Consider the following 23057-nt stretch of genomic DNA (forward strand, 5'->3'; position numbering starts at 1 on the left):
CCAATCCTGTAGTTTTACTACTGGCTCATGCACTCGAAAGGCTGAAATGGCCGACGATTTGTAGTAAAACTACACGCCGCTGGAATCAACCTCCGGCCATCCAAGAATTTATGTCGTCTGCCCACAAGGCCAGTCGCAAACTCAGGCAACCGATTCTGGAAGCCTATCCGCCCTGGAGCAAGCCATGCAAGACCTCGATCCCGTCGAAACCCAGGAATGGCTGGACGCCCTGGAATCGGTTCTCGACAAAGAAGGCGAAGACCGCGCTCACTACCTGATGACCCGTATGGGTGAGCTCGCTACCCGCACCGGTTCGCAGCTGCCGTATGCCATTACCACGCCTTACCGCAACACGATTCCCGTAACCCACGAAGCACGCATGCCTGGCGACCTGTTCATGGAACGCCGCATTCGCTCGCTGGTTCGCTGGAACGCGATGGCCATGGTGATGCGCACCAACTTGAAAGATTCGGACCTGGGCGGTCACATTTCCAGCTTCGCTTCCAGCGCAACCCTGTATGACATCGGCTTCAACTACTTCTTCCAGGCCCCGACCGACGCACACGGCGGCGACCTGATCTACTTCCAGGGTCACACCTCGCCAGGCGTTTACGCCCGTGCGTTCATGGAAGGCCGCATCAGCGAAGAACAAATGAACAACTTCCGCCAGGAAGTGGACGGTCAGGGCCTGTCGTCCTACCCGCACCCTTGGCTGATGCCTGATTTCTGGCAGTTCCCGACCGTATCGATGGGCCTTGGCCCGATCCAGGCGATCTACCAGGCGCGCTTCATGAAGTACCTGGAAGCCCGCGGCTATATCCCTGCTGGCCAGAAAGTCTGGTGCTTCCTGGGCGACGGCGAGTGCGACGAACCGGAATCCCTGGGCGCAATCTCCCTGGCCGGTCGTGAAAACCTCGACAACCTGATCTTTGTCATCAACTGCAACCTGCAGCGCCTCGACGGCCCGGTTCGCGGCAACGGCAAGATCATCCAGGAACTCGAAGGCGTATTCCGCGGTGCTCAGTGGAACGTGACCAAAGTCATCTGGGGCCGCTTCTGGGACCCGCTGCTGGCCAAGGACGTCGACGGTATCCTGCAACGTCGCATGGACGAAGTCATCGACGGCGAGTACCAGAACTACAAAGCCAAAGACGGCGCGTTCGTGCGTGAACACTTCTTCAACTCGCCGGAACTCAAGGCGATGGTTGCAGACCTGTCCGACGACGAGATCTGGAAGCTCAACCGTGGCGGCCACGACCCGTACAAGGTCTACGCGGCGTACCACGAAGCGGTCAACCACAAAGACCAGCCAACCGTGATCCTGGCCAAGACCATCAAGGGTTATGGCACCGGCGCCGGCGAAGCGAAAAACACCGCGCACAACACCAAGAAGGTTGATGTTGAAAGCCTGAAGCTGTTCCGCGATCGTTTCGACATCCCGGTCAAGGACGACGAAATCGAAAACCTGCCGTTCTTCAAACCTGAAGAAGGCAGCGCCGAAGCCCGCTACCTGAGCGAGCGCCGTGCTGCACTGGGCGGTTTCGTGCCTCAGCGCCGCGCGCAGAGCATCAGCATCCCGACCCCGCCACTGGAAACCCTCAAGGCCATCCTTGACGGCTCCGGCGACCGTGAAATTTCCACCACCATGGCTTTCGTGCGCATCCTGGCGCAGCTGGTCAAGGACAAGGAAATCGGCCCGCGCATCGTTCCGATCATCCCGGACGAAGCCCGTACCTTCGGTATGGAAGGCATGTTCCGCCAACTGGGCATCTACTCGTCCGTCGGCCAGCTCTACGAGCCAGTCGATAAAGACCAGGTGATGTTCTACCGCGAAGACAAAAAAGGTCAGATCCTCGAAGAAGGCATCAACGAAGCAGGCGCCATGAGCTCCTTCATCGCCGCCGGTACTTCGTACTCCAACCACAACCAGCCGATGCTGCCGTTCTACATCTTCTACTCGATGTTCGGCTTCCAGCGTATTGGCGACCTGGCCTGGGCCGCTGGCGACAGCCGCACCCGTGGCTTCCTGATCGGCGGCACCGCCGGGCGTACCACGCTCAACGGCGAAGGCCTGCAACACGAAGACGGTCACAGCCACATCCTGGCTGGCACCATCCCGAACTGCCGCACCTTTGATCCAACCTACGGCTATGAGCTGGCGGTGATCATTCAGGACGGCATGAAGAAGATGACCGAAGAGCAACAGGACGTCTTCTACTACATCACCGTGATGAACGAGTCCTACCAGCAGCCAGCCATGCCGGCCGGTGTCGAGGAAGGCATCGTCAAGGGCATGTACCTGCTCGAGGAAGACACCAAGGAAGCGGCGCACCACGTTCAGCTGATGGGCTCCGGCACCATCCTGCGTGAAGTCCGTGAAGCGGCGATCATCCTGCGTGAACAGTTCAACATCGGTGCTGACGTCTGGAGCGTTACCAGCTTCAACGAGCTGCGTCGCGACGGCCTGGCCGTTGAGCGTCACAACCGTCTGCACCCAGGCCAGAAGCCTCAGCTGAGCTACGTTGAAGAGTGCCTGACTGGCCGTAAAGGTCCGGTTATTGCCTCTACCGACTACATGAAGCTGTTCGCCGAGCAGATTCGCCAGTGGGTACCGGTCAAGGAATTCAAAGTGCTGGGCACTGACGGTTTCGGCCGCAGCGACAGCCGCAAAAAACTGCGTCACTTCTTTGAAGTAGACCGTCACTTCGTGGTGTTGGCAGCCCTGGAAGCACTGGCTGACCGTGGCGATATCGAACCTAAGGTGGTGGCAGAAGCCATCGTCAAGTTCGGCATCAACCCGGAAAAACGCAACCCACTGGACTGCTGAGGAGAATATTTGTGAGCGAACTCATTCGAGTACCTGACATCGGCAGCGGCGACGGTGAAGTCATCGAGCTGTTTGTAAAAGTCGGCGACCGTATCGAAGCCGACCAGAGCATCCTGACCCTGGAATCGGACAAGGCGAGCATGGAAATCCCTGCTCCCAAGGCCGGTATCGTCAAGAGCCTGAAGATCAAGCTGGGCGACCGCCTGAAAGAAGGCGACGAACTGCTGGAACTGGAAGCCGAGGGCGCCGCTGCGGCGCCTGAAGCGCCAGCCCCTGCGGCTGCCCCGGCCGCGGCTGAAAAGCCAGCTGCCGCCCCTGCTGCCGAGGCCCCAGCGGCCCCGGCTGCACCTGCCGCCGCTACCATCCAGGACATTCACGTCCCGGATATCGGCTCGTCGGGCAAAGCCAAAATCATCGAGATCCTGGTCAAGGCCGGCGATACCGTTGAGGCTGATCAATCCTTGATCACCCTGGAATCCGACAAGGCCAGCATGGAAATTCCATCGCCAGCCGCCGGTGTGGTTGAGAGCATTGCGGTCAAGCTGGATGACGAAGTCGGCACTGGCGACTTTATCCTCAAGCTCAAGGTTCAAGGCGCTGCTGCCCCTGCTGCTCCGGCTCAGACCGCTCCTGCACCGGCAAAAGCTGAAGCACCTGCTGCTGCCCCTGCGCCAGCCGCCAAAGCCGAGGCACCTGCCCCGGCCGCCGCGCCTGCACCAAAGGGTGGCAAGGTTCACGCCGGCCCTGCCGTGCGTCAACTGGCCCGCGAGTTCGGCGTCGAGCTGAGCGCGGTGAGCCCGAGCGGCCCGCACGGCCGTATCATCAAGGAAGACGTGCAGGCGCACGTCAAAGCCATGATGCAGAAAGCCAAGGAAGCACCGGCCGCCGGCGCAACCGGTGGTGCTGGCATTCCGCCAATTCCTGCTGTCGACTTCAGCCGTTTCGGTGAAGTGGAAGAAGTGGCCATGACCCGCCTGATGCAAATCGGCGCGTCGAGCCTGCACCGCAGCTGGCTGAACATCCCGCACGTGACTCAGTTCGACCAGGCTGACATCACCGAGCTGGAAGCCTTCCGCGTCGCGCAAAAAGCCGTCGCAGAAAAAGCCGGCGTGAAGCTGACTGTACTGCCGCTGCTGCTCAAGTCCTGCGCCCACCTGCTCAAGGAAATGCCGGACTTCAACAGCTCGCTGGCGCCAAGCGGCAAAGCGATCATCCGCAAGAAATACGTCAACATCGGCTTCGCCGTTGACACCCCGGATGGCCTGCTGGTGCCTGTGATCAAGAACGTTGATCAGAAGAGCCTGCTGCAACTGGCTGCTGAAGCCGCGGCACTGGCTGCCAAGGCCCGTGACAAGAAGCTCACCGCAGACGACATGCAAGGCGCGTGCTTCACGATTTCCAGCCTCGGGCACATTGGCGGCACCGGCTTCACGCCGATCGTCAACGCACCGGAAGTGGCGATCCTCGGCGTTTCCAAGGCCACCATCCAGCCAGTCTGGGACGGCAAAGCCTTCCAGCCGAAACTGATGCTGCCTTTGTCGCTGTCCTACGATCACCGTGTGATCAACGGCGCGGCTGCTGCACGCTTCACCCAGCGTCTGAGCCAGTTGCTGGGCGACATCCGCACTATCCTGTTGTAAGCCACACCCCCGGCCTTCTTCACCGAAGGCCGGGGGTAGCGCACTGTTTTCCGAGCGCCACGCTCGTACCTCAACCCCGCCATTTGGCGGGGCTTTTTTTGCCTGCGATTTGAAGAGCCCCTCACCCCAACCCTCTCCCGAAGGGAGAGGGAGCTGATTGGCGGTGCTCTTGAAATCGCGTGCGGTCAGCCCCCTCTCCCTTTGGGAGAGGGGCTGATTGGCGGTGTTTTTGAAATCGCACGCACTCAGTCCCCTCTCCCTTTGGCAGAAGCTCTGATTGGCGGTGTTTTTGAAATCGCAGGCGCTCAGTCCCTTCTCCCTTTCGGAGAGGGCCTGATTGGCGGTGCTCTTGAAGTCGCGCGCGGTCAGTCCCCTCTCCCTTTGGGAGAGGGCTAGGGTGAGGGGCTTTTCTGACACTCACTGCCCTTCAAGCACTACACCCAGCGCTGAATCCATGAATGGGCCAACCACCCAACCACTTCTACCGTTAACCAAAGGACTGGAACCACGCGATTGCCATCGCCCAAACATCAGAAAGGATTTCGATGTGATCTCACCTACAGTTGGCCCGATAGTAGGTTTTACCACCGCACAGCACGCCCGTATTTTCGTGCGCGGCGACTCCGATAAAAACAACGCCGTATTCGCCGGTATCCGGCACCGCAAGGCTGGAGACAGCCAATGGTCAGCCGGTGTGTTTACCAGGCTGAGCCCTGAATTCGACATGTCCGACACGCTGGTCCTGCACAATCTGCGCAGCGATACCCTCTACGAATACCAGGCAGGCTGGTTCGCCACCTCAAGCCCGGGGCATACGCCTGAAACAGTCAAACAAATTGCACTGCAATGGCCAGCCACGGTTTACACCTTCAAGACCGACTCAACCGCGCGCAACCGCACCCGCCGGTACGTTACAGGATCCTGCCGCTACCTCAGGCTCACGGCTGGCATCCCTTCGGCTGCGCACCTGGGTGATGAGATCTTCGCCAGCATCCACGCCCTGGCCCGCCAGCAAGGTCTTGATGCCGTGGTCATGACCGGTGACCAGGTGTATGTCGACGACCTGAATATCATCGCCCCGGACAGCGACTACCCGGCCATCACCCGCAAATACCGTGCAGCCTTCAGCCAGCCCAATATCCGCTCACTCATGGCCCGCACGCCGACGTACATGATCCTCGACGACCATGAGATCGAAGATAACTGGCCAGCCAATCGCAGCAACGGCGACACGGCGCTCTACAACAACGCCATGCGCGCTTATGAGGCTTACCAGTGCAGCCACGGCCCGGCTCACGCGCTACAGCCAGACGGGCGCATCAATCGCAACTTGAGCCGCTACTGGTACATGTTTGCCAACGCCGATATCGACTGGTTTGTCATGGACTGTCGCACTGAGCGAATCCTGGCCGGGCGCGACAAACGCATGATTGGCGTCGCGCAGGAACAGGCATTGCTCAAATGGCTGGTCAACAGCACGGCCAGCGTCAAATTTATCGTCAGCAGCGTCATGTTCATGCCTGACCAACGGCGTGACAGCGACGGCTGGAAAGCATTCACGACACAGCGCAACCGGATCCTGGAGACCATTCGTTCCAACGCCGTCAAGAACGTGGTGTTTGTGTCCGGCGATATTCACGGCTCGCTCTGCTGCCAGCTGACCCACGACAAGAGCCCCGACTTTATCGTTCACAGCGTGGTCTCTTCGCCCCTGTGCAACACCCGGCTGCTGCCGTATGCCAATGTTGGCGATCTGCTCGTCAACACCCCCCTGACGACCGTCGGCACCGGCACCTACTCGCTCACGCTCAACAGCCGCGTTGTCAGCGAGGACAACTTCGCCTGCCTGACCATCACCGGCCAGCAGTTGAAGGTCGATTTTCACAATAAAAAGGGCCGCATCATCGAGACAGCAACTATTGCACTCAAATAAGCTCCAAAGCTTATCGATCGGCCTGTAGAAAATCGCCGGCCGGCCGATAAGCCCTTATAGCACTTAGCCTTTATGTTCACTTGTCAGCACGTTGAGCATGATGCAACCTTGCCGCCATCCACAGAAACAGGGTGACAGCCCGTGCGCAAACCGCATTTGTGAAGCGAGTGCCCCAATGAAGAGCCAACCTGATGCTGCCCCGCGTTTGGCAGCCGAGGTCGTCACCCAGCTCCCCGTGCCCTCCCGGCTCGGCATGCTGCGTTTCGAACGGCTTAATGAAGCCAGCTGGGCCATGCTCTACCTCGACCCCCATTGCGAGCGCCAATTTGGCATGCCCGCCGCGGATCTGTGTGCGCTGGTCGGCTCGCCCTACGCCAGCCTGATGGAGCCCCAGGCACGCTATCGCCTGCACGATGCCATCGAGCAGCAACTCAGGACTCGCCATCACTACGTCGTGCACTACACCCTGCACACCGCCCTGGGCCCACTGAACCTGATGGAACTGGGCGAGGCCTACAAGCAACACAACCGGCATTTTTTGCGCGGCTACCTGCTGGCCATTGAAGACAGCGCTGCCAGCCCTCTACCGGCCCCGGTGGCTGAACTGGAAACACAGAACAGCCGCCTGCAGATCGCCCTTGCACTCAACCAGCGCACCCAGGCCGATCAACTCCAGCATCTGGAACGCGTGCGCGCCCAGCAGGATCTGATCCTGCGCCTGGCCCGCCACCGCTACAGCCAGCACAACTCGCTGCAAGAAGCCGCCGAGCTGATCACCCGCAGCGCCTGCGATATCTATCAAATCGATGGTGCCAGCCTGTGGAACCTTGAAGGCAGCCAGTTGCTGCCGGTTTCAGCCTTCCAGCGCGAGGCCCAGGCGCATATTGCCCAGGATACCTTCGACGCCAGCCTGTTCCCCGACTACCTCGAAGCCCTGCACACCAGCCGCTCGATCGATGCGACGAACGCCAGCCGCGATCCACGCACCCGCGAGCTGGTGGCCAGCCTGGGGCGACACGATGCCAATGCCATGCTCGACGCCGGCATCCGCATCGACGGCCAGGTGGTCGGCGTCCTGTGCCTTGAGCAAGTGGGCAGGACCCGCGCCTGGCAGGCGGATGAAATCGCCTTTGCCGGGGAACTGGCCGACCAGTTTGCCCAGGTCATCAACAACCACAACCGCCGTGCTGCCACCAATGCCCTGCACCTGTTCCAGCGCGCTGTCGAGCAAAGTGCCAACGCCTTTTTGCTGGTCAACTGCGACGGCGTAGTCGAGTACGCCAACCCCAGCTTTACTGCCATCACCCAGTACACCACCGAAGAAGTCCGGGGCCACAAGCTGTCGGAACTGCCGGCACTGGAAAACCTCAGTGATCTGCTGTTCGACGCCCACTCAAGCCTGAGCAAAGGCAACAGCTGGCAAGGTGAATTCAAGAGCCGGCGCAAAAACCTGGAACCCTACTGGGGCCAGATGTCGATTTCCAAGGTGTATGGCGATAACCGCGAGCTGACCCATTACATCGGCATCTACGAAGACATCACCGAAACCAAGCTGGCGCAGCAGCGCATCGAACGCCTGGCCTACACTGACAACCTGACCAATCTGGGCAATCGCCCGGCGTTTATCCGCAATCTCGACGAGCGTTTCGCCCGCAACAGCAACACCCCGGTGTGCCTGCTGCTGGTGGATATCGACAACTTCAAGCGCATCAATGACAGCCTCGGCCACCAGACCGGCGACAAGCTGCTGATCAGCCTGGCCCGGCGCCTGCGCAACAGCCTGAGCGTCAGCGATGGCCTGGCGCGTTTTGCCAGCAACGAATTCGCGGTCTTGCTCGACGACACTGACCTGGCCACCGGGCAACAAATTGCCAGCCAGTTGTTGATGACCCTCGACAAGCCGATGTTCGTCGACAACCAGTTGATCAGCGTCACCGGCTCGGTCGGCGTGGCCTGTGCGCCCTTGCATGGCCGCGACCCGCAAACCCTCATGCGCAACGCGGGCCTGGCGCTGCACAAGGCCAAGGCCTGCGGCAAGCATCAGGTGCAGGTGTTTACCGAAGCCTTGAACGCCGAGGCCAGCTACAAGCTGTTTGTCGAAAACAACCTGCGTCGCGCCCTGACCCAGAACGAACTGGAGGTGTTCTACCAGCCCAAGCTGTGCCTGCGAACCGGGCGCCTGCTGGGCATGGAAGCGCTGTTGCGCTGGAACCACCCGAAAAACGGCATGATCCGCCCCGACCAGTTCATCAGCGTGGCCGAAGAGACCGGGCTGATTATCCCCATCGGCAAGTGGGTTGCCCGCCAGGCCTGCCGCATGAGCCGGCAACTGAGCATCGCCGGGCTGGGCAACTTGCAAGTGGCGATCAACGTATCGCCCAAGCAGTTCTCCGACCCGGATCTGGTTGCCTCGATTGCCAGCATCCTCAAGGAAGAACAGCTGCCGGCGGCGCTGCTGGAGCTGGAACTGACCGAGGGCCTGCTGCTGGAGGCCACCGACGACACCCGCCTGCAACTCGACCAGCTGAAAAAACTGGGCCTGACCCTGGCCATGGACGATTTTGGCACCGGCTACTCGTCGCTCAGCTACTTGAAAAAATTCCCGATCGACATCATCAAGATCGACCGCAGCTTTATCAAAGACATCCCCGACAACCAGAACGACATGGAGATCACCTCCGCGGTGATCGCGATGGCGCACAACCTCAAGCTCAAAGTGGTTGCCGAGGGTATTGAAACCGCTGCACAGTTGGCCTTCTTGCGCCGCCATCGCTGTGATGTGGGCCAGGGCTATCTGTTCGACCGCCCGATCCCCGGCAGCGAACTGATCGAAAAGCTCAAACGTTATCCGCGCGGCCCCTTGGCCTGACAGCGCCGCAACACTCGGGCACACTATTGGCCTGACTTCCTACACTCTGATTGAGAGGACTTGAATCATGGTCTTGCGCTCGGAAATTCTGGTGAATAAAAACGTGCTACCCACTAAAGAACAAGCCCTGCCGGGCCGCGACACCCATGTACAGCTGCCGGAAACCCACTACGTTACCGGTCAGCCGCTGCTGGGCCCATTCCCGAAGAATGTCGACTTTGCGATTTTTGGTCTGGGCTGCTTCTGGGGTGCGGAACGCAAGTTCTGGGAACGCGAAGGCGTGGTCAGCACCGTGGTGGGTTATGCGGGCGGCTACACCCCGAACCCGACCTATGAAGAAGTCTGCTCGGGCCTGACCGGCCACACCGAAGTGGTGCTGGTGGTCTACGAACCGGAAGTGGTCAGCTACAAGCAACTGCTGGCCATGTTCTGGGAACTGCACAACCCGACCCAGGGCATGCGCCAGGGTAACGACATCGGCACCCAATACCGCTCGGTGATCTACTGCACCACCCCTGAGCAGCTTGAACAGGCACTGGAAAGCAAGAAAGTGTTCCAGGCCGAGCTGGACAAGGCCGGGCTGGGCACCATCACCACCGAAATCGACCAGGCGCCAACGGTGTACTTCGCCGAGGCGTACCACCAGCAGTACCTGGCGAAAAACCCGCAGGGCTACTGTGGCATTGGCGGTACAGGCGTGACCTGCCCGATTTGATGTAGCACAAAAAACTGTGGGAGCGGGCTTGCTCGCGATGCAAGCGACTCGGTGTTTCTGTTACACCGCATCGCCTCGATCGCGAGCAAGCCCGCTCCCACATTACAGTTTTCAGCTATTACTCAGCGATCAACCATTCCATCTGCCAGCCGCCCTGGGTTTGCCCCAGTTTCTTGGCCAGCCACGGCAGCAGTTCGCGCAGCTCTTCTTCCAGCCCCCAAGGCGGGTTGGCAATCGCCAAGCCTGAACCATTGAGGCTGTTGGGCGTGTCCAGCGGGTGTACGAACAACTCCACCTGCAGCAACTTCGGAGCACCCGACCCCGCAAGGTCCTGGTAAAAACGGCGCAACTGGCGCTTGTCCTTGATCGGATACCAGATCGCTACCACGGTCTGGCGCATGCGGCTGATCGCGTCTTTCAACGATTCAGCGCAGCGCTTCATTTCGTCGAGTTTCTCGAACGGCGGGTCGATCAGCATCAAGCCACGCTTTTCAGCCACTGGCAGCAATGCCCGCGGCACATGCCAGCCTTCGCCCAGATGCACCGCTACGCGGCGATCACCTTTCATGTTGTCTTTGAGCAACACACCGTCTTCGGGGTGTTTTTCGTTCAACAGCACACGGTCCTGGGAACGGGTCAGGCGTCGCGCCCACTCCGGCGAGCCCGGGTAATAGCGCAACTCGCCATCCGGATTCATCTTGTGCAGCACTTGCATGTAGTCATCAGTCACTGCAGGCAGGTCTTTCTGCCCCCACAACCGCGCAATGCCTTCCAGGTACTCGCCCGTGCGGTTGGCCTGATCGCCCTTGAGGTCGTACAAACCAATACCCGCATGGGTATCGAGGTAGGCGAAAGGCTGCTCTTTGCGCGACATCAGGGCGATGAGGCGGGTCAAGACGATATGTTTGAAGACGTCGGCATGGTTGCCGGCGTGGAAGGCGTGACGATAGTTCATGGTTGCTCCTGCGCAGGAGGCGAAGTTTACCTTGTACGCAACCTGACGTCAGGTGGCGGGCGGTTTTTCCGAGATACGGTGAGCAACACCCAGGCAAAAAAAACGGCCCGTCTCACCTGGAGACGGGCCGTTTCTGAACACTTCAGACTCAGCGCATGCGCTTGCCCGATCAGTGGTTTTGCTGGAAGTCTTTCTCAGCAGCGTTGAAGCGCTCAACCATTCCCTGGGTCGGGCCCTTGCCAGCCAGGCTCGCCAGCACAATGGCCAGGCTGCCCAGGATAAAGCCCGGGATGATTTCGTACAGACCGAACAGTGCGAAATGCTTCCACACGATCACGGTAATGGCACCCACCAGAATACCGGCCAATGCGCCATTACGGGTCATGCCCTTCCACAGTACCGAGATCAGGACAACCGGGCCGAAAGCGGCACCGAAGCCTGCCCATGCATAGCTCACCAGGCCCAGTACACGGTTTTCCGGGTTGGAAGCCAGCGCGATGGCGATCAGCGCAACCACCAGCACCATGATCCGGCCAACCCACACCAGTTCCAGCTGGGAAGCATTTTTGCGCAGGAAGGACTTGTAGAAGTCTTCGGTCAGGGCGCTGGAGCACACCAGCAACTGGCAGCTCAGGGTGCTCATCACGGCAGCCAGGATGGCCGACAGCAGGACGCCCGCAATCCACGGATTGAACAGCAGCTTGGCCAGCTCGATAAACACGCGCTCAGGGTTTTCGGTCACAGGCCCGGCTACTTCCGGGTGCGCCGAGAAGTAAGCGATACCGAAGAAGCCCACAGCGACCGTACCCGCCAGGCACAGGATCATCCAGGTCATGGAGATGCGACGCGCCTTGGCGATCGACTTGACCGAATCAGCGGCCATGAAACGCGCCAGGATGTGCGGCTGGCCGAAGTAGCCCAGGCCCCAGCCCATCAGCGAGATGATGCCGATAAAGGACGTGCCCTTGAGCATGTCGAAGTTGCTCGGGTCGTTGGCTTCGATGGCCAGGAACGTGGTGTCCACGCCGCCGGTGGCCAGCAGCACGATGATCGGCGTAAGGATCAGCGCGAAGATCATCAGGGTGGCCTGTACGGTGTCGGTCCAGCTCACGGCCAGGAAACCACCGATAAAGGTGTAGGCGATGGTAGCCGCAGCACCGGCCCACAGGGCGGACTCGTAGGACATGCCGAAGGTGCTTTCAAACAGACGGGCACCCGCCACGATGCCGGAAGCGCAGTAGATGGTGAAGAACACCAGAATCACGATGGCCGAGATAATCCGCAGCAGGCCGCTGTTGTCTTCGAAACGGCTGGAGAAGTAATCCGGCAGGGTCAGCGCATCACCATTGTGCTCGGTCTGTACCCGCAGGCGACCGGCAACGAACAGCCAGTTGAGGTAGGCACCGGTCACCAGACCGATGGCAATCCAGCTTTCCGACAGACCGGACATGTAGATCGCGCCCGGCAAGCCCATCAGCAACCAGCCGCTCATGTCGGAGGCGCCAGCGGACAAAGCGGTTACAACGCTGCCCAGGCTACGGCCACCGAGAATGTAGTCAGAAAGGTTGTTGGTGGAGCGATAAGCCATCAGGCCGATCAGCACCATTGCTGCGATATAGATCACGAACGTGATCAGGGTTGGGTTACTAACACTCATTGATAAAGCCCTGGCATTGTTTTTATGTTTAGCGGCGGTCTGGCCGTACGCTCACAAACGTCCTGTTTGAGACGATTAACCTTGCCGCGCATTTATGACTGATGTTTCCCCAGGAAATCCATCAGCCGATGAACCAATCTTCTGTAGGAGGTTGCACCTTGGGCGCGAATGCTATGCAACAAAGCAAATCGGGTGCAACCAGTTTCTGCCGGGCAAGTTGCACCTTGTCGCCTTTTCGTCTCAATTCAGGGTTTTTGCGCCTTTTCGGAGCAAAGACCCCGCCAAACCGAAGAAAAAGCACCAAGGAGGAGCAGCCATCCAACCCGCGCAAAAAATTCCTGACGAAGCGTCGACCAATCGACACAAAAACGGGTTGCACCTAGTTGCACCCGTTTCAGCGCAGCGCTAATCTTGCCGCCAGCTGCTGCCACGCAAATGTGGCACCCATGAGGATAAAAAAATGGCTACCACCACCCTTGGGGTCAAACTTGATGACCCAACCCGCGAGCGCCTCAAGGCCGCCGCGACCTCGATTGATCGCACGCCACACTGGCTGATCAAGCAGGCAATCTTCAATTACCTGGAAAAACTCGAGGGTGGTGCAACCCTGACCGAGTTGAGCGGTATCCCTGGCACTGCCAGCGATGACGCCGACGACGTACAAGCCGACCATGCGCATCAGTGCTTCCTGGAATTCGCCGAAAGCATCCTGCCGCAGTCCGTACTGCGCGCTGCCATCACTTCGGCGTACCGTCGCCCGGAACCCGAAGTGGTGCCCATGCTGCTGGAGCAGGCTCGCCTGCCGGCCCCGATGGCCGAAGCCACGCAAACCCTGGCCGCCTCGATTGCCGAAAAACTGCGCAATCAAAAGAGCGCCGGTGGCCGTGCCGGCATCGTGCAAGGCTTGCTGCAGGAATTTTCCCTGTCGTCCCAGGAAGGCGTAGCCCTGATGTGCCTGGCCGAAGCGCTGCTGCGTATCCCGGACAAAGGCACCCGTGACGCCCTGATCCGCGACAAGATCAGCACCGGCAACTGGCACCCGCACCTGGGCAACAGCCCGTCGCTGTTCGTCAACGCCGCCACCTGGGGCCTGTTGCTGACCGGCAAGCTGGTGTCAACGCACAACGAAGCCGGCCTGACCTCATCCCTGAGCCGCATCATCGGCAAAAGTGGCGAGCCGATGATCCGCAAGGGCGTCGACATGGCCATGCGCCTGATGGGCGAGCAATTTGTCACCGGCGAGACCATCGCCGAAGCCCTGGCCAACGCCACGCGCTTTGAAGCCAAGGGCTTCCGTTACTCCTACGACATGCTCGGTGAAGCCGCACTGACCGAGCATGACGCACAGAAGTACCTCGCGTCCTACGAGCAAGCCATCCACTCGATCGGCAAGGCTTCCCACGGCCGTGGCATCTACGAAGGCCCGGGCATCTCCATCAAGCTGTCGGCCCTGCACCCGCGTTACAGCCGCGCCCAGTATGAACGCGTGATGGACGAGCTGTACCCGCGCCTGCTGTCGCTGACCTTGCTGGCCAAAAAGTACGACATCGGCCTCAACATTGACGCCGAAGAAGCCGACCGCCTGGAAATCTCCCTCGATCTGCTTGAGCGTCTGTGCTTCGAACCACAGCTGGCGGGCTGGAACGGCATCGGTTTCGTGATCCAGGCCTACCAGAAGCGTTGCCCTTATGTGATCGACTATGTGATCGATCTGGCGCGCCGCAGCCGTCATCGCCTGATGATCCGCCTGGTGAAAGGCGCGTACTGGGACAGCGAAATCAAGCGCGCCCAGGTCGAAGGTCTGGAAGGCTACCCGGTCTACACCCGCAAGGTGTACACCGATGTGTCCTACCTCGCTTGTGCGAAAAAGCTGCTGGCCGTGCCGGAAGCCATCTACCCGCAATTCGCCACCCACAACGCCCAAACGTTGTCGGCGATTTACCACATTGCCGGTCAGAACTACTACCCGGGCCAGTACGAGTTCCAGTGCCTGCACGGCATGGGCGAACCCCTCTACGAGCAGGTTGTAGGCAAAGTTTCTGAAGGCAAGTTGAACCGTCCGTGCCGCGTGTACGCTCCGGTCGGTACCCACGAAACACTGCTGGCTTATCTGGTACGTCGCCTGCTGGAAAACGGCGCGAACACCTCGTTCGTCAACCGCATCGCTGACCACACCATCGCGATCCACGAGTTGGTGGCCGATCCGGTGAGCCAGATCGAACAAATGGCCACGGCCGAAGGCGGCTTTGGCTTGCCGCACCCGCGCATCCCGCTGCCGCGTGACCTGTATGGCAGCGAACGCGCCAATTCCAGCGGCATCGACATGTCCAACGAACACCGTCTGGCATCGCTGTCCTGCGCCTTGCTGGCCACGGCCCACAACGACTGGAAAGCCGCGCCGATGCTCGGTTGCGATTCCAGCAGCGAAACCCCGGCAGCGGTGCTCAACCCGGCCGACCTGCGTGATGTGGTCGGGCATGTACAAGAAGCCACCGTTGAGGACGCTGACAACGCCATCCAGTGCGCCCTGAGCGCTGCACCGATCTGGCAGGCCACCCCGCCCGCCGAGCGTGCTGCGATCCTGGAACGCGCCGCCGACCTGATGGAAGGCGAGATCCAGCCACTGATGGGCCTGCTGGCCCGTGAAGCCGGCAAGACCTTCGCCAACGCCATCGCCGAAGTGCGCGAAGCCGTGGACTTCCTGCGTTACTACGCGGTACAGGCGCGCAACGACTTCACCAACGATGCCCACCGCCCATTGGGCCCGGTGGTCTGCATCAGCCCGTGGAACTTCCCGCTGGCCATCTTCAGCGGCCAGGTGGCTGCAGCACTGGCAGCCGGCAACCCGGTACTGGCCAAGCCTGCGGAACAAACGCCGCTGGTCGCTGCACAAGCCGTACGCATCCTGCTCGAAGCCGGCATCCCGCAAGGCGTGCTGCAATTGCTGCCGGGCCGTGGCGAAACCGTCGGCGCACGTTTGGTGGGCGATGATCGCGTGAAAGGCGTGATGTTCACCGGCTCCACCGAAGTTGCCCGCCTGTTGCAACGCAACATCGCCGGCCGCCTCGATGCCCAGGGCCGTCCAATCCCGCTGATCGCCGAAACCGGCGGCCAGAACGCCATGATCGTCGACTCTTCGGCCCTGACCGAACAAGTGGTTATCGACGTGGTGTCCTCGGCGTTCGACAGTGCCGGTCAACGCTGCTCGGCGCTGCGTGTACTGTGCCTGCAGGAAGATTCGGCAGACCGCGTCATCGAAATGCTCAAGGGTGCAATGGCCGAATCGCGCATGGGCAACCCTGAGCGTCTGAACGTGGACATTGGCCCGGTGATCGACGCCGAAGCCAAGGCCGGGATCGAGCAACATATCCAGGGCATGCGCGACAAGGGCCGTACTGTTTACCAGATGGCCATTGCCGATATCGAAGAATGCAAACGCGGCACCTTCGTCATGCCGACCCTGATTGAACTGGAAAGCTTCGACGAGCTGGAACGTGAGATCTTCGGGCCGGTGCTGCACGTGGTGCGCTACAAGCGCAAGGACATCGACCAGCTGATCGCACAGATCAACGCTTCGGGTTACGGCCTGACGCTGGGCGTGCATACCCGCATCGACGAAACCATTGCCAAGGTGGTCAACAACGTCAACGCCGGTAACGTCTACGTCAACCGCAACATCGTGGGTGCCGTGGTCGGCGTGCAACCGTTCGGCGGTGAAGGCCTGTCGGGCACCGGCCCGAAAGCCGGTGGTCCGCTGTACCTGTACCGCCTGCTGTCGACCCGCCCGGGCAATGCGATCGAGCAATCGTTCGCCAAGGTCGATGCCGTAACAGCTCCTGATACCCAGGCCCGCGAAGCCATGAGCAAACCGCTCAGCGCCCTGCAAGCCTGGGCCAGCAGTAACCAGCAGCCAGCGCTGGCCGAACTGTGCAGCGAATACGCCGCTCACTCGCAAAGCGGCATCACGCGCCTGCTCAACGGCCCGACCGGCGAGCGCAACAGCTACGCCATCCTGCCGCGTGAACACGTGCTGTGCCTGGCCGAGGTTGAAAGCGACCTGCTAACCCAACTGGCTGCCGTTCTGGCCGTGGGCAGCTCGGCCGTCCTGCCGCAAAGCGAACTGGCCAAGGCCCTGTTGGCCCGCCTGCCAAAAGAGGTGCAGGCGCGCATCACGCTGGTGGCCGACTGGACCAAGGACGACGTGATCTTCGACGCCGTCCTGCACCACGGTGATTGCGACCAGCTGCGTGACGTGTGCCAGCAAGTGGCACAACGGGCTGGCGCCATCGTTGGCGTACAGGGCCTGTCTCAGGGTGAAACCAATATCGCCCTGGAACGCCTGGTGATCGAACGCGCCTTGAGCGTCAACACCGCTGCTGCGGGTGGCAACGCGAGCCTGATGACCATCGGTTGATGGGGTGATCGGGCACTGAAAAACCGGGCTCCCGAAAGGGTAGCCCGGTTTTTTTACGACACGATTTCAGCGCTGGCCCGTGAACGCCACATAGGCAACGGCGGCCATCAACAGCGCACCGACCACCATCCAGGCAATATTGATGCCGTTCAAGGCCTTGTTATGGCTGCCCTGCGGGTCACCCGCCAGGGTGTTGATTGCGCGCTGGGCAGCCACCAGCATGGCGCAGCAAACGGCAATCAACGCCACATTGGCAAACAACACGTAGGCCTCATCCGAGGGCCGGGTAAAGAACGTGTTCACCAGCACCGAGAACATGACCAGCCCCATGATGACCAGCCCCCTGGTCTCGGGCTGCCAGAAATAGTAGCGCCCAGACCTGTCCAGACCGTTTTGCACCACTTCAAACAACGGCAGGATAAAAAATGGCCAAAGTACCCCGCGCACCCCCGGCGTGATCGACGCCCCGCTCACTGCTTTGTAGGACGCCCAGTTGCGATATGACCAATAGACCATGTACCCGCCAGCCGTAAACCCATACAGCAACAGAAACTTGCTGACAGACACGACATAGAGGTTGATCCGCTGGTCGTCGCACTGCGATGGGGTGTTCGATAGCCTGTTGCCAGCCTCGGTTGCGGGGTTCATAGCCTGTCCATGCATAAATGGGAGGCTGCAGTAGACACAAATTGCCCAATATAAAAATGCAGTGAAAATCTGTTTTTTATGTAAGAAAGACCTTTCAACCCTACTAAACAGGCCCAAATACGCTCAGGGCGAAATTCATTCAAAACCTTTTTGACAGCCCGCCAATCGCGCAGGTTAGAATCGATGGCACGCAGGCTGCATGTTGAGTCTGCGCCCTGTCTTTTGAGCTTTCTGGAGTACTGCCTTTGAATGCGACGACCATCAACAGCCTGTTCTTGATCGGCGCGTTGCTGGTAGGTGCAAGCATCCTGGTGAGTTCCCTGTCTTCGCGCCTGGGCATCCCGATCCTGGTCATCATCCTTGCGGTGGGTATGACGGCGGGTGTCGATGGCGGCGGCATTATTTTTGACAACTACCCCACGGCCTACCTGGTGGGTAACCTCGCCCTGGCGGTGATTCTGCTCGATGGCGGCTTGCGCACCCGGGTTTCCAGTTTTCGCGTGGCGTTATGGCCCGCGTTATCGCTGGCCACGGTGGGGGTGATGATCACCACCGGGCTGACCGGGCTGATGGCCGCCTGGCTGTTCAATCTCAACTTGATCCAGGGCCTGCTGATCGGCGCCATTGTCGGCTCCACCGATGCCGCGGCGGTGTTCTCGCTGCTGGGCGGCAAGGGCCTGAACGAGCGGGTTTCCGCCAGCCTTGAGATCGAATCAGGCAGCAACGACCCGATGGCGGTGTTCCTCACCGTCACTCTGATCGACATGCTCGCCAGCGGCGAAACCGGCCTGCACTGGAGCCTGTTGTTCAATCTGGTGCGCGAATTTGCCATCGGCGGCGCAGTCGGCCTGGCAGGCGGCTGGCTGATGCTGCAGATGGTCAACCGGATCAACCTGGCCAACGGCCTGTACCCGATCCTGGTGATCGCCGGCGGCCTGGTAGTGTTCTCCCTGACCAACGCCCTGCACGGCAGCGGCTTCCTCGCGGTCTACCTGTGCGGCCTGGTGATCGGCAACAGCCCGATCCGCAGCCGTCATGGCATTTTGCATATGCTCGACGGCATGGCCTGGCTGGCCCAGATCGGCATGTTCCTGGTGCTGGGCTTGCTGGTCACGCCACACGACCTGCTGCCCATCGCCATTCCCGCGCTGGCCCTGGCCCTGTGGATGATTCTGTTCGCCCGCCCCTTGTCGGTGATGGTCGGGCTGCTGCCCTTCAAGGCCTTCCACGGCCGCGAAAAAGCTTTTATCTCCTGGGTAGGCCTGCGCGGTGCGGTGCCGATCATTCTCGCAGTGTTCCCGCTGATGGCCGGGCTGCCCAATGCGCAGCTGTATTTCAACCTTGCGTTCTTTATCGTGCTGGTGTCCCTGTTGGTGCAAGGCACCAGCCTGCCGTGGGTTGCCAAGCTGCTCAAGGTGACCGTGCCGCCAGACCTCGCCCCCGTGTCCCGCTCAGCCCTTGAAGTGCATGTCACCAGCGAGTGGGAACTCTTTGTTTATCGCCTCGACGCACAAAACTGGTGCATCGGTGCTGCCCTGCGCGAGCTGAAAATGCCTGACGGCACCCGCATCGCGGCCCTGTTTCGCGACAAGAAACTGCTCCACCCGTCGGGCAGCACCACCCTTGAAGTGGGTGATCTGCTCTGTGTCATCGGCCATGAACATGACTTGCCAGCCCTGGGCAAACTGTTCAGCCAGCCTCCGAGCCGTGGCCTGGACCTGCGCTTTTTTGGCGACTTCGTGCTCGAAGGCGACGCCCAGCTGGGCGCTGTAGCCGCCTTGTACGGCCTCAAGCTCGACGGCATCAACCCGGACACCTCGCTGAGCAGCTTCATTGCCCACAAGGTCGGCGGCGCGCCAGTGGTCGGTGACCAGGTGGAATGGAACAACACCATCTGGACGGTTGCGATGATGGAAGGGAACAAGATCGCCAAAGTGGGCGTCAGATTCCCCGAAGGAAGTGCACCGGGCCCCGGGCTGTTCCTCTAAACTGCAACTTTCTGCCCCTTGTCTGACCGGTATCTATGCCAACTCTGCGCACGTTCATCGCAACCGTCCTGCTCGGTCTGAGCCTTTGTGTCGGCCCGCTTCATGCGGCCGAGCCGCCTACCGCCGAGGCGGTGCAGCAAAGCCTGGACAAAATTGCCGACCGCAAGCTGCCGGATGCCGATCAAAAAGCACTGCAGGCGGTGCTCCAGCAGACCCTGACCCTGCTGGAAAGCAAAGCTGATTACGAACAGCGCCTGAACGACGTCAAGCAGCAGCTCAATGATGCGCCGCGCCAGACCGGCGAAAACCAGCGCGAACTGGCCCGGCTCAAGGCCAGCACGCCGATTCCGGTGGCACAGCGCTATAAGGACCTGTCAGTGCCGCAGCTGGAGCAGATGCTGGCCGAGCGCACCACGCAACAAGGTGAGTTGCAAAAAGCCCTGGCCATTGCCAACAGTCAAAGCATTGCCGCACAGACCCGCCCGGAACGGGCCCAGGCCGAAATCAGCAACAGCCAGACGCGCATCCAGCAGATCGGCAACATCCTGAAAACCGGTCGCGACAATGGCAAGTTGCTAACCCCTGACCAGCGCAACCAGCTCAATGCCGAGGCCGCCTCGCTTACCGCGCTGATCGCCCTGCGCCGCCAGGAGCTGGCCGGCAACAGCCTGCTGCAAGACCTGAGCGGCAGCCAGCACGACCTGCTGCTGGAAAAGACCACGCGCCAGGACCAGGAAATCCAGGACCTGCAAACCCTGATCAACCAGAAGCGCCTGGCCCAGTCGCAGCAGACCGTGACCGAACAATCCATAGAGGCGCAAAAATCGGGCAGCAGCAGCCTGCTGGCGACCGAAAGTGCCATCAACCTCAAGCTTTCCGACTACCTGCTGCGCAGCACCGACCGCCTCAACGAAGTCACCCAGCAGAACCTCGAAACCAAGCAGCAACTGGATAACGTCACCCAAAGCGATCAGGCCCTGGATGAGCAGATCAACGTGCTCAAGGGCAGCCTGCTGCTGTCGAAAATCCTGTACAAGCAAAAGCAGGCCCTGCCGCGCCTGCAAAAGATGGACAAGAACCTGGCAGACGAAATTGCCGATATCCGCCTGTATCAGTTTGAAATCAACCAGCAGCGCGAGTTGATCAGCAACCCGACGACCTACGTCGATAACCTGCTGTCGACCCAGCCCGCCGACCAGGTCACCCCGCAACTGCGCAAAACCCTGATCGACCTGGTCAACACCCGCAGCGACCTGCTGGACCGCCTGAACCGCGAACTCAGCTCGCTGCTTAACGAATCCATCACCCTGCAACTGAACCAGAAGCAACTGCTCAGCACCGCCCAGAGTCTGCGCGCAACGCTGGACGAGCAGATGTTCTGGATCCCCAGCAACAAGCCGCTGGATCTGGAATGGCTGGAAACCGCACCGCGCCAGCTTGAACAGCAAGTCACCACCCTGCCGTGGGGCTCCAGCGTTAGCGAGCTGGCAGAAGGCCTGGTGCAGCGGCCGCTGCTGTTTCTGCCGTTTTTGCTGGTGGTGGTAGCCCTGCTGTGGAAACGCCGCTATCTCTACAGCAAATTGAACAAGATCCACCAGGACATCGGTCACTTCAAGCGCGACAGCCAATGGCACACGCCGCTGGCGATTCTGATCAATATCCTGCTGGCGATGCCCATTTCACTGGCCCTGGCCCTGTGCGGCTACGCCCTGCAAACCGATGCCCGGGGCATGAACGCCAATACCGGCGCGGCCTTGATCCAGATGGCCGAGGCCTGGCTGGTGTTCTACACCGCCTACCGGATTCTGGCCCCGGGTGGCGTGGCCGAACTGCATTTCCGCTGGGAAAAACCCCTGGTCGCGTTCCTGCAGAACTGGATTCGCAAGCTCGGCTTCGTCGTGCTGGCCCTGGTAGCCGTGGTCGCCTTTGCCGAACAACAACCGGCGGCGCTGGCCGACGACGTGCTGGGCATCCTCGTCGTGTTGAGCTGCTATGCCGCGATGGCCTGGCTGCTCTGCCGCCTGCTGCTCAATGACTTCGAGACCGCGACAAAAGCCTATCGCCTGCGCAAGTTGCTCGGCTTTGCTTTTGCCCTGCTACCGCTGGCGCTGTTCGTGGCAGTGTGTTTTGGCTATTACTACACCGCGCTCAAGCTCAGCGACCGCCTGATCAACACCCTCTACCTGCTGATGTTCTGGCTGGTGGTCGAGGCAGCCTTTGTGCGCGGCCTGGCCGTGGCGGCACGGCGCCTGGCCTACCAGCGCGCACTGGCCAAGCGCCAGGCCGCCAAGGAAGCCGGCGAAGGCAACGATGCCATCATCGAAGAACCGACCCTGGATATCGAACAGGTCAACCAGCAATCCCTGCGCCTGATCCGTCTGGCCCTGCTGGCGGGCTTTATCGGTGTGCTGTATTGGGTGTGGGCCGACCTGATCTCGGTATTTGCCTACCTCGACAACATCACCCTGTACGAATACACCAGCGGCACCGGCGCCAACATGAGCATGGTGCCCATCAGTATTGGCGACGTGATCGGTGCGCTGGTCATTATCGGCATCAGCATCGCGCTGGCGCGCAACCTCCCCGGCCTGCTCGAGGTGCTGGTGCTGTCGCGCCTCGATCTGGGCCAGGGCAGTGCCTACGCCACCACCACGCTGCTGACCTATGTGATTATCGGCATCGGCTTTGTCTCCACCCTGTCCACCCTGGGCGTGAGCTGGGACAAGCTGCAATGGCTGGTGGCGGCGCTGTCGGTGGGCCTGGGTTTCGGCATGCAGGAAATCTTCGCCAACTTTATTTCCGGGATCATGATCCTGTTCGAACGCCCGGTGCGTATCGGCGACACCATCACCATTGGCAACCTGTCGGGCACCGTGAGCAAGATCCGCATTCGGGCCACCACCATCACCGACTTCGACCGCAAGGACATCATCGTCCCGAACAAGACGTTTATCACCGGGCAACTGATCAACTGGTCGCTGACCGACACCATCACCCGCGTGACGCTCAAGCTGGGGGTCGATTACGGCTCTGACCTGGACCTGGTCAAGCACTTGCTGCTCAAGGCCGCACAAGAGAACCCGCGCGTGCTCAAAGACCCGGAGCCGCACGTGTACTTTCTCAACTTCGGGCAAAGCACCCTCGACCACGAACTGCGCATGCATGTGCGCGACCTGGGCGATCGCAACCCGGTGATCGACGAGGTCAACCGCTTTATCAACCGCGAGTTCAAGAACCACAACATCAACATCTCGTTCCAGCAGATGGAGGTGTACCTCAAGAACCTGCAGGGGCAAGAATACAAGCTGGTGCCCGTAGGGCCGGAAGTCCCGCCCGAGCCGACACCACCACCGCAAAAGCCGCAGTTGGGCAAGCTCGACTGACTCAAGGCTGATGCAACCTCTGTGGGAA

At 60.5% G+C, this 23057-nt stretch carries 11 protein-coding genes; 8 read left to right on the top strand and 3 right to left on the bottom strand.

Annotated elements, in window-relative coordinates; genetic code table 11:
- Positions 1 to 184: 184 nt before the first annotated feature.
- From aceE to msrA, 5 genes are all read left to right on the top strand, one after another.
- Positions 185 to 2827, top strand: a complete 2643-nt coding sequence (aceE, locus tag AB3G35_RS01090; RefSeq protein ID WP_016783245.1) for a pyruvate dehydrogenase (acetyl-transferring), homodimeric type — start codon at positions 185 to 187, stop codon at positions 2825 to 2827.
- 11 nt (positions 2828 to 2838) lie between these two features.
- Entirely contained in the window at positions 2839 to 4467 is a 1629-nt protein-coding gene (gene aceF, locus AB3G35_RS01095) for a dihydrolipoyllysine-residue acetyltransferase (protein WP_169845069.1), read from the top strand.
- Between the two features lie 547 nt (positions 4468 to 5014).
- Entirely contained in the window at positions 5015 to 6400 is a 1386-nt protein-coding gene (locus tag AB3G35_RS01100) for an alkaline phosphatase D family protein (protein ID WP_369782239.1), read from the top strand.
- 175 nt (positions 6401 to 6575) lie between these two features.
- Positions 6576 to 9269, top strand: coding sequence for an EAL domain-containing protein (locus tag AB3G35_RS01105; RefSeq protein ID WP_086799167.1), 2694 nt, complete (start codon positions 6576 to 6578; stop codon positions 9267 to 9269).
- A gap of 67 nt (positions 9270 to 9336) precedes the next feature.
- A complete protein-coding gene (gene msrA / locus AB3G35_RS01110; protein ID WP_016783240.1) occupies positions 9337 to 9984 on the top strand; it encodes a peptide-methionine (S)-S-oxide reductase MsrA in 648 nt (215 codons plus the stop codon).
- Positions 9985 to 10102: 118 nt separating this feature from the next.
- Here the strand turns inward: msrA and AB3G35_RS01115 are convergent, their stop codons facing one another.
- Both AB3G35_RS01115 and putP read right to left on the bottom strand, forming a co-directional pair.
- Entirely contained in the window at positions 10103 to 10939 is an 837-nt protein-coding gene (locus tag AB3G35_RS01115; protein WP_016783239.1) for a 23S rRNA (adenine(2030)-N(6))-methyltransferase RlmJ, read from the bottom strand.
- Between the two features lie 169 nt (positions 10940 to 11108).
- Positions 11109 to 12596: a sodium/proline symporter PutP gene (putP, locus tag AB3G35_RS01120; protein WP_016783238.1), complete on the bottom strand. Its 1488-nt coding sequence runs from the start codon at positions 12594 to 12596 to the stop codon at positions 11109 to 11111.
- A gap of 460 nt (positions 12597 to 13056) precedes the next feature.
- Between putP and putA the strand changes: the two genes are divergently transcribed.
- Positions 13057 to 17010: a trifunctional transcriptional regulator/proline dehydrogenase/L-glutamate gamma-semialdehyde dehydrogenase gene (putA, locus tag AB3G35_RS01125; RefSeq protein ID WP_086799168.1), complete on the top strand. Its 3954-nt coding sequence runs from the start codon at positions 13057 to 13059 to the stop codon at positions 17008 to 17010.
- A gap of 66 nt (positions 17011 to 17076) precedes the next feature.
- Here putA and AB3G35_RS01130 read toward each other — a convergent pair whose 3' ends face one another.
- Positions 17077 to 17658: a hypothetical protein gene (locus AB3G35_RS01130; RefSeq protein ID WP_196883679.1), complete on the bottom strand. Its 582-nt coding sequence runs from the start codon at positions 17656 to 17658 to the stop codon at positions 17077 to 17079.
- A 245-nt stretch (positions 17659 to 17903) separates the two neighbouring features.
- Between AB3G35_RS01130 and AB3G35_RS01135 the strand changes: the two genes are divergently transcribed.
- Together AB3G35_RS01135 and mscK are read left to right on the top strand one after the other, a co-directional pair.
- Positions 17904 to 19646, top strand: coding sequence for a potassium/proton antiporter (locus tag AB3G35_RS01135; protein ID WP_315247114.1), 1743 nt, complete (start codon positions 17904 to 17906; stop codon positions 19644 to 19646).
- A gap of 35 nt (positions 19647 to 19681) precedes the next feature.
- A complete protein-coding gene (gene mscK, locus AB3G35_RS01140) occupies positions 19682 to 23029 on the top strand; it encodes a mechanosensitive channel MscK (protein WP_016783235.1) in 3348 nt (1115 codons plus the stop codon).
- Positions 23030 to 23057 lie beyond the last annotated feature (28 nt).

It is taken from the genome of Pseudomonas sp. WC2401 (assembly GCF_041200115.1).
Taxonomy (GTDB): Bacteria; Pseudomonadota; Gammaproteobacteria; order Pseudomonadales; family Pseudomonadaceae; genus Aquipseudomonas; species Aquipseudomonas fragi.

Coding starts and splice junctions, on each gene's coding strand:
- aceE (WP_016783245.1), top strand. CDS start 185: ATGCAAGACCTCGATCCCGTCGAAACCCAGGAATGGCTGGACGCCCTG.
- AB3G35_RS01105 (WP_086799167.1), top strand. CDS start 6,576: ATGAAGAGCCAACCTGATGCTGCCCCGCGTTTGGCAGCCGAGGTCGTC.
- msrA (WP_016783240.1), top strand. CDS start 9,337: ATGGTCTTGCGCTCGGAAATTCTGGTGAATAAAAACGTGCTACCCACT.
- AB3G35_RS01115 (WP_016783239.1), bottom strand. CDS start 10,939: ATGAACTATCGTCACGCCTTCCACGCCGGCAACCATGCCGACGTCTTC.
- putP (WP_016783238.1), bottom strand. CDS start 12,596: ATGAGTGTTAGTAACCCAACCCTGATCACGTTCGTGATCTATATCGCA.
- putA (WP_086799168.1), top strand. CDS start 13,057: ATGGCTACCACCACCCTTGGGGTCAAACTTGATGACCCAACCCGCGAG.
- AB3G35_RS01130 (WP_196883679.1), bottom strand. CDS start 17,658: ATGAACCCCGCAACCGAGGCTGGCAACAGGCTATCGAACACCCCATCG.
- mscK (WP_016783235.1), top strand. CDS start 19,682: ATGCCAACTCTGCGCACGTTCATCGCAACCGTCCTGCTCGGTCTGAGC.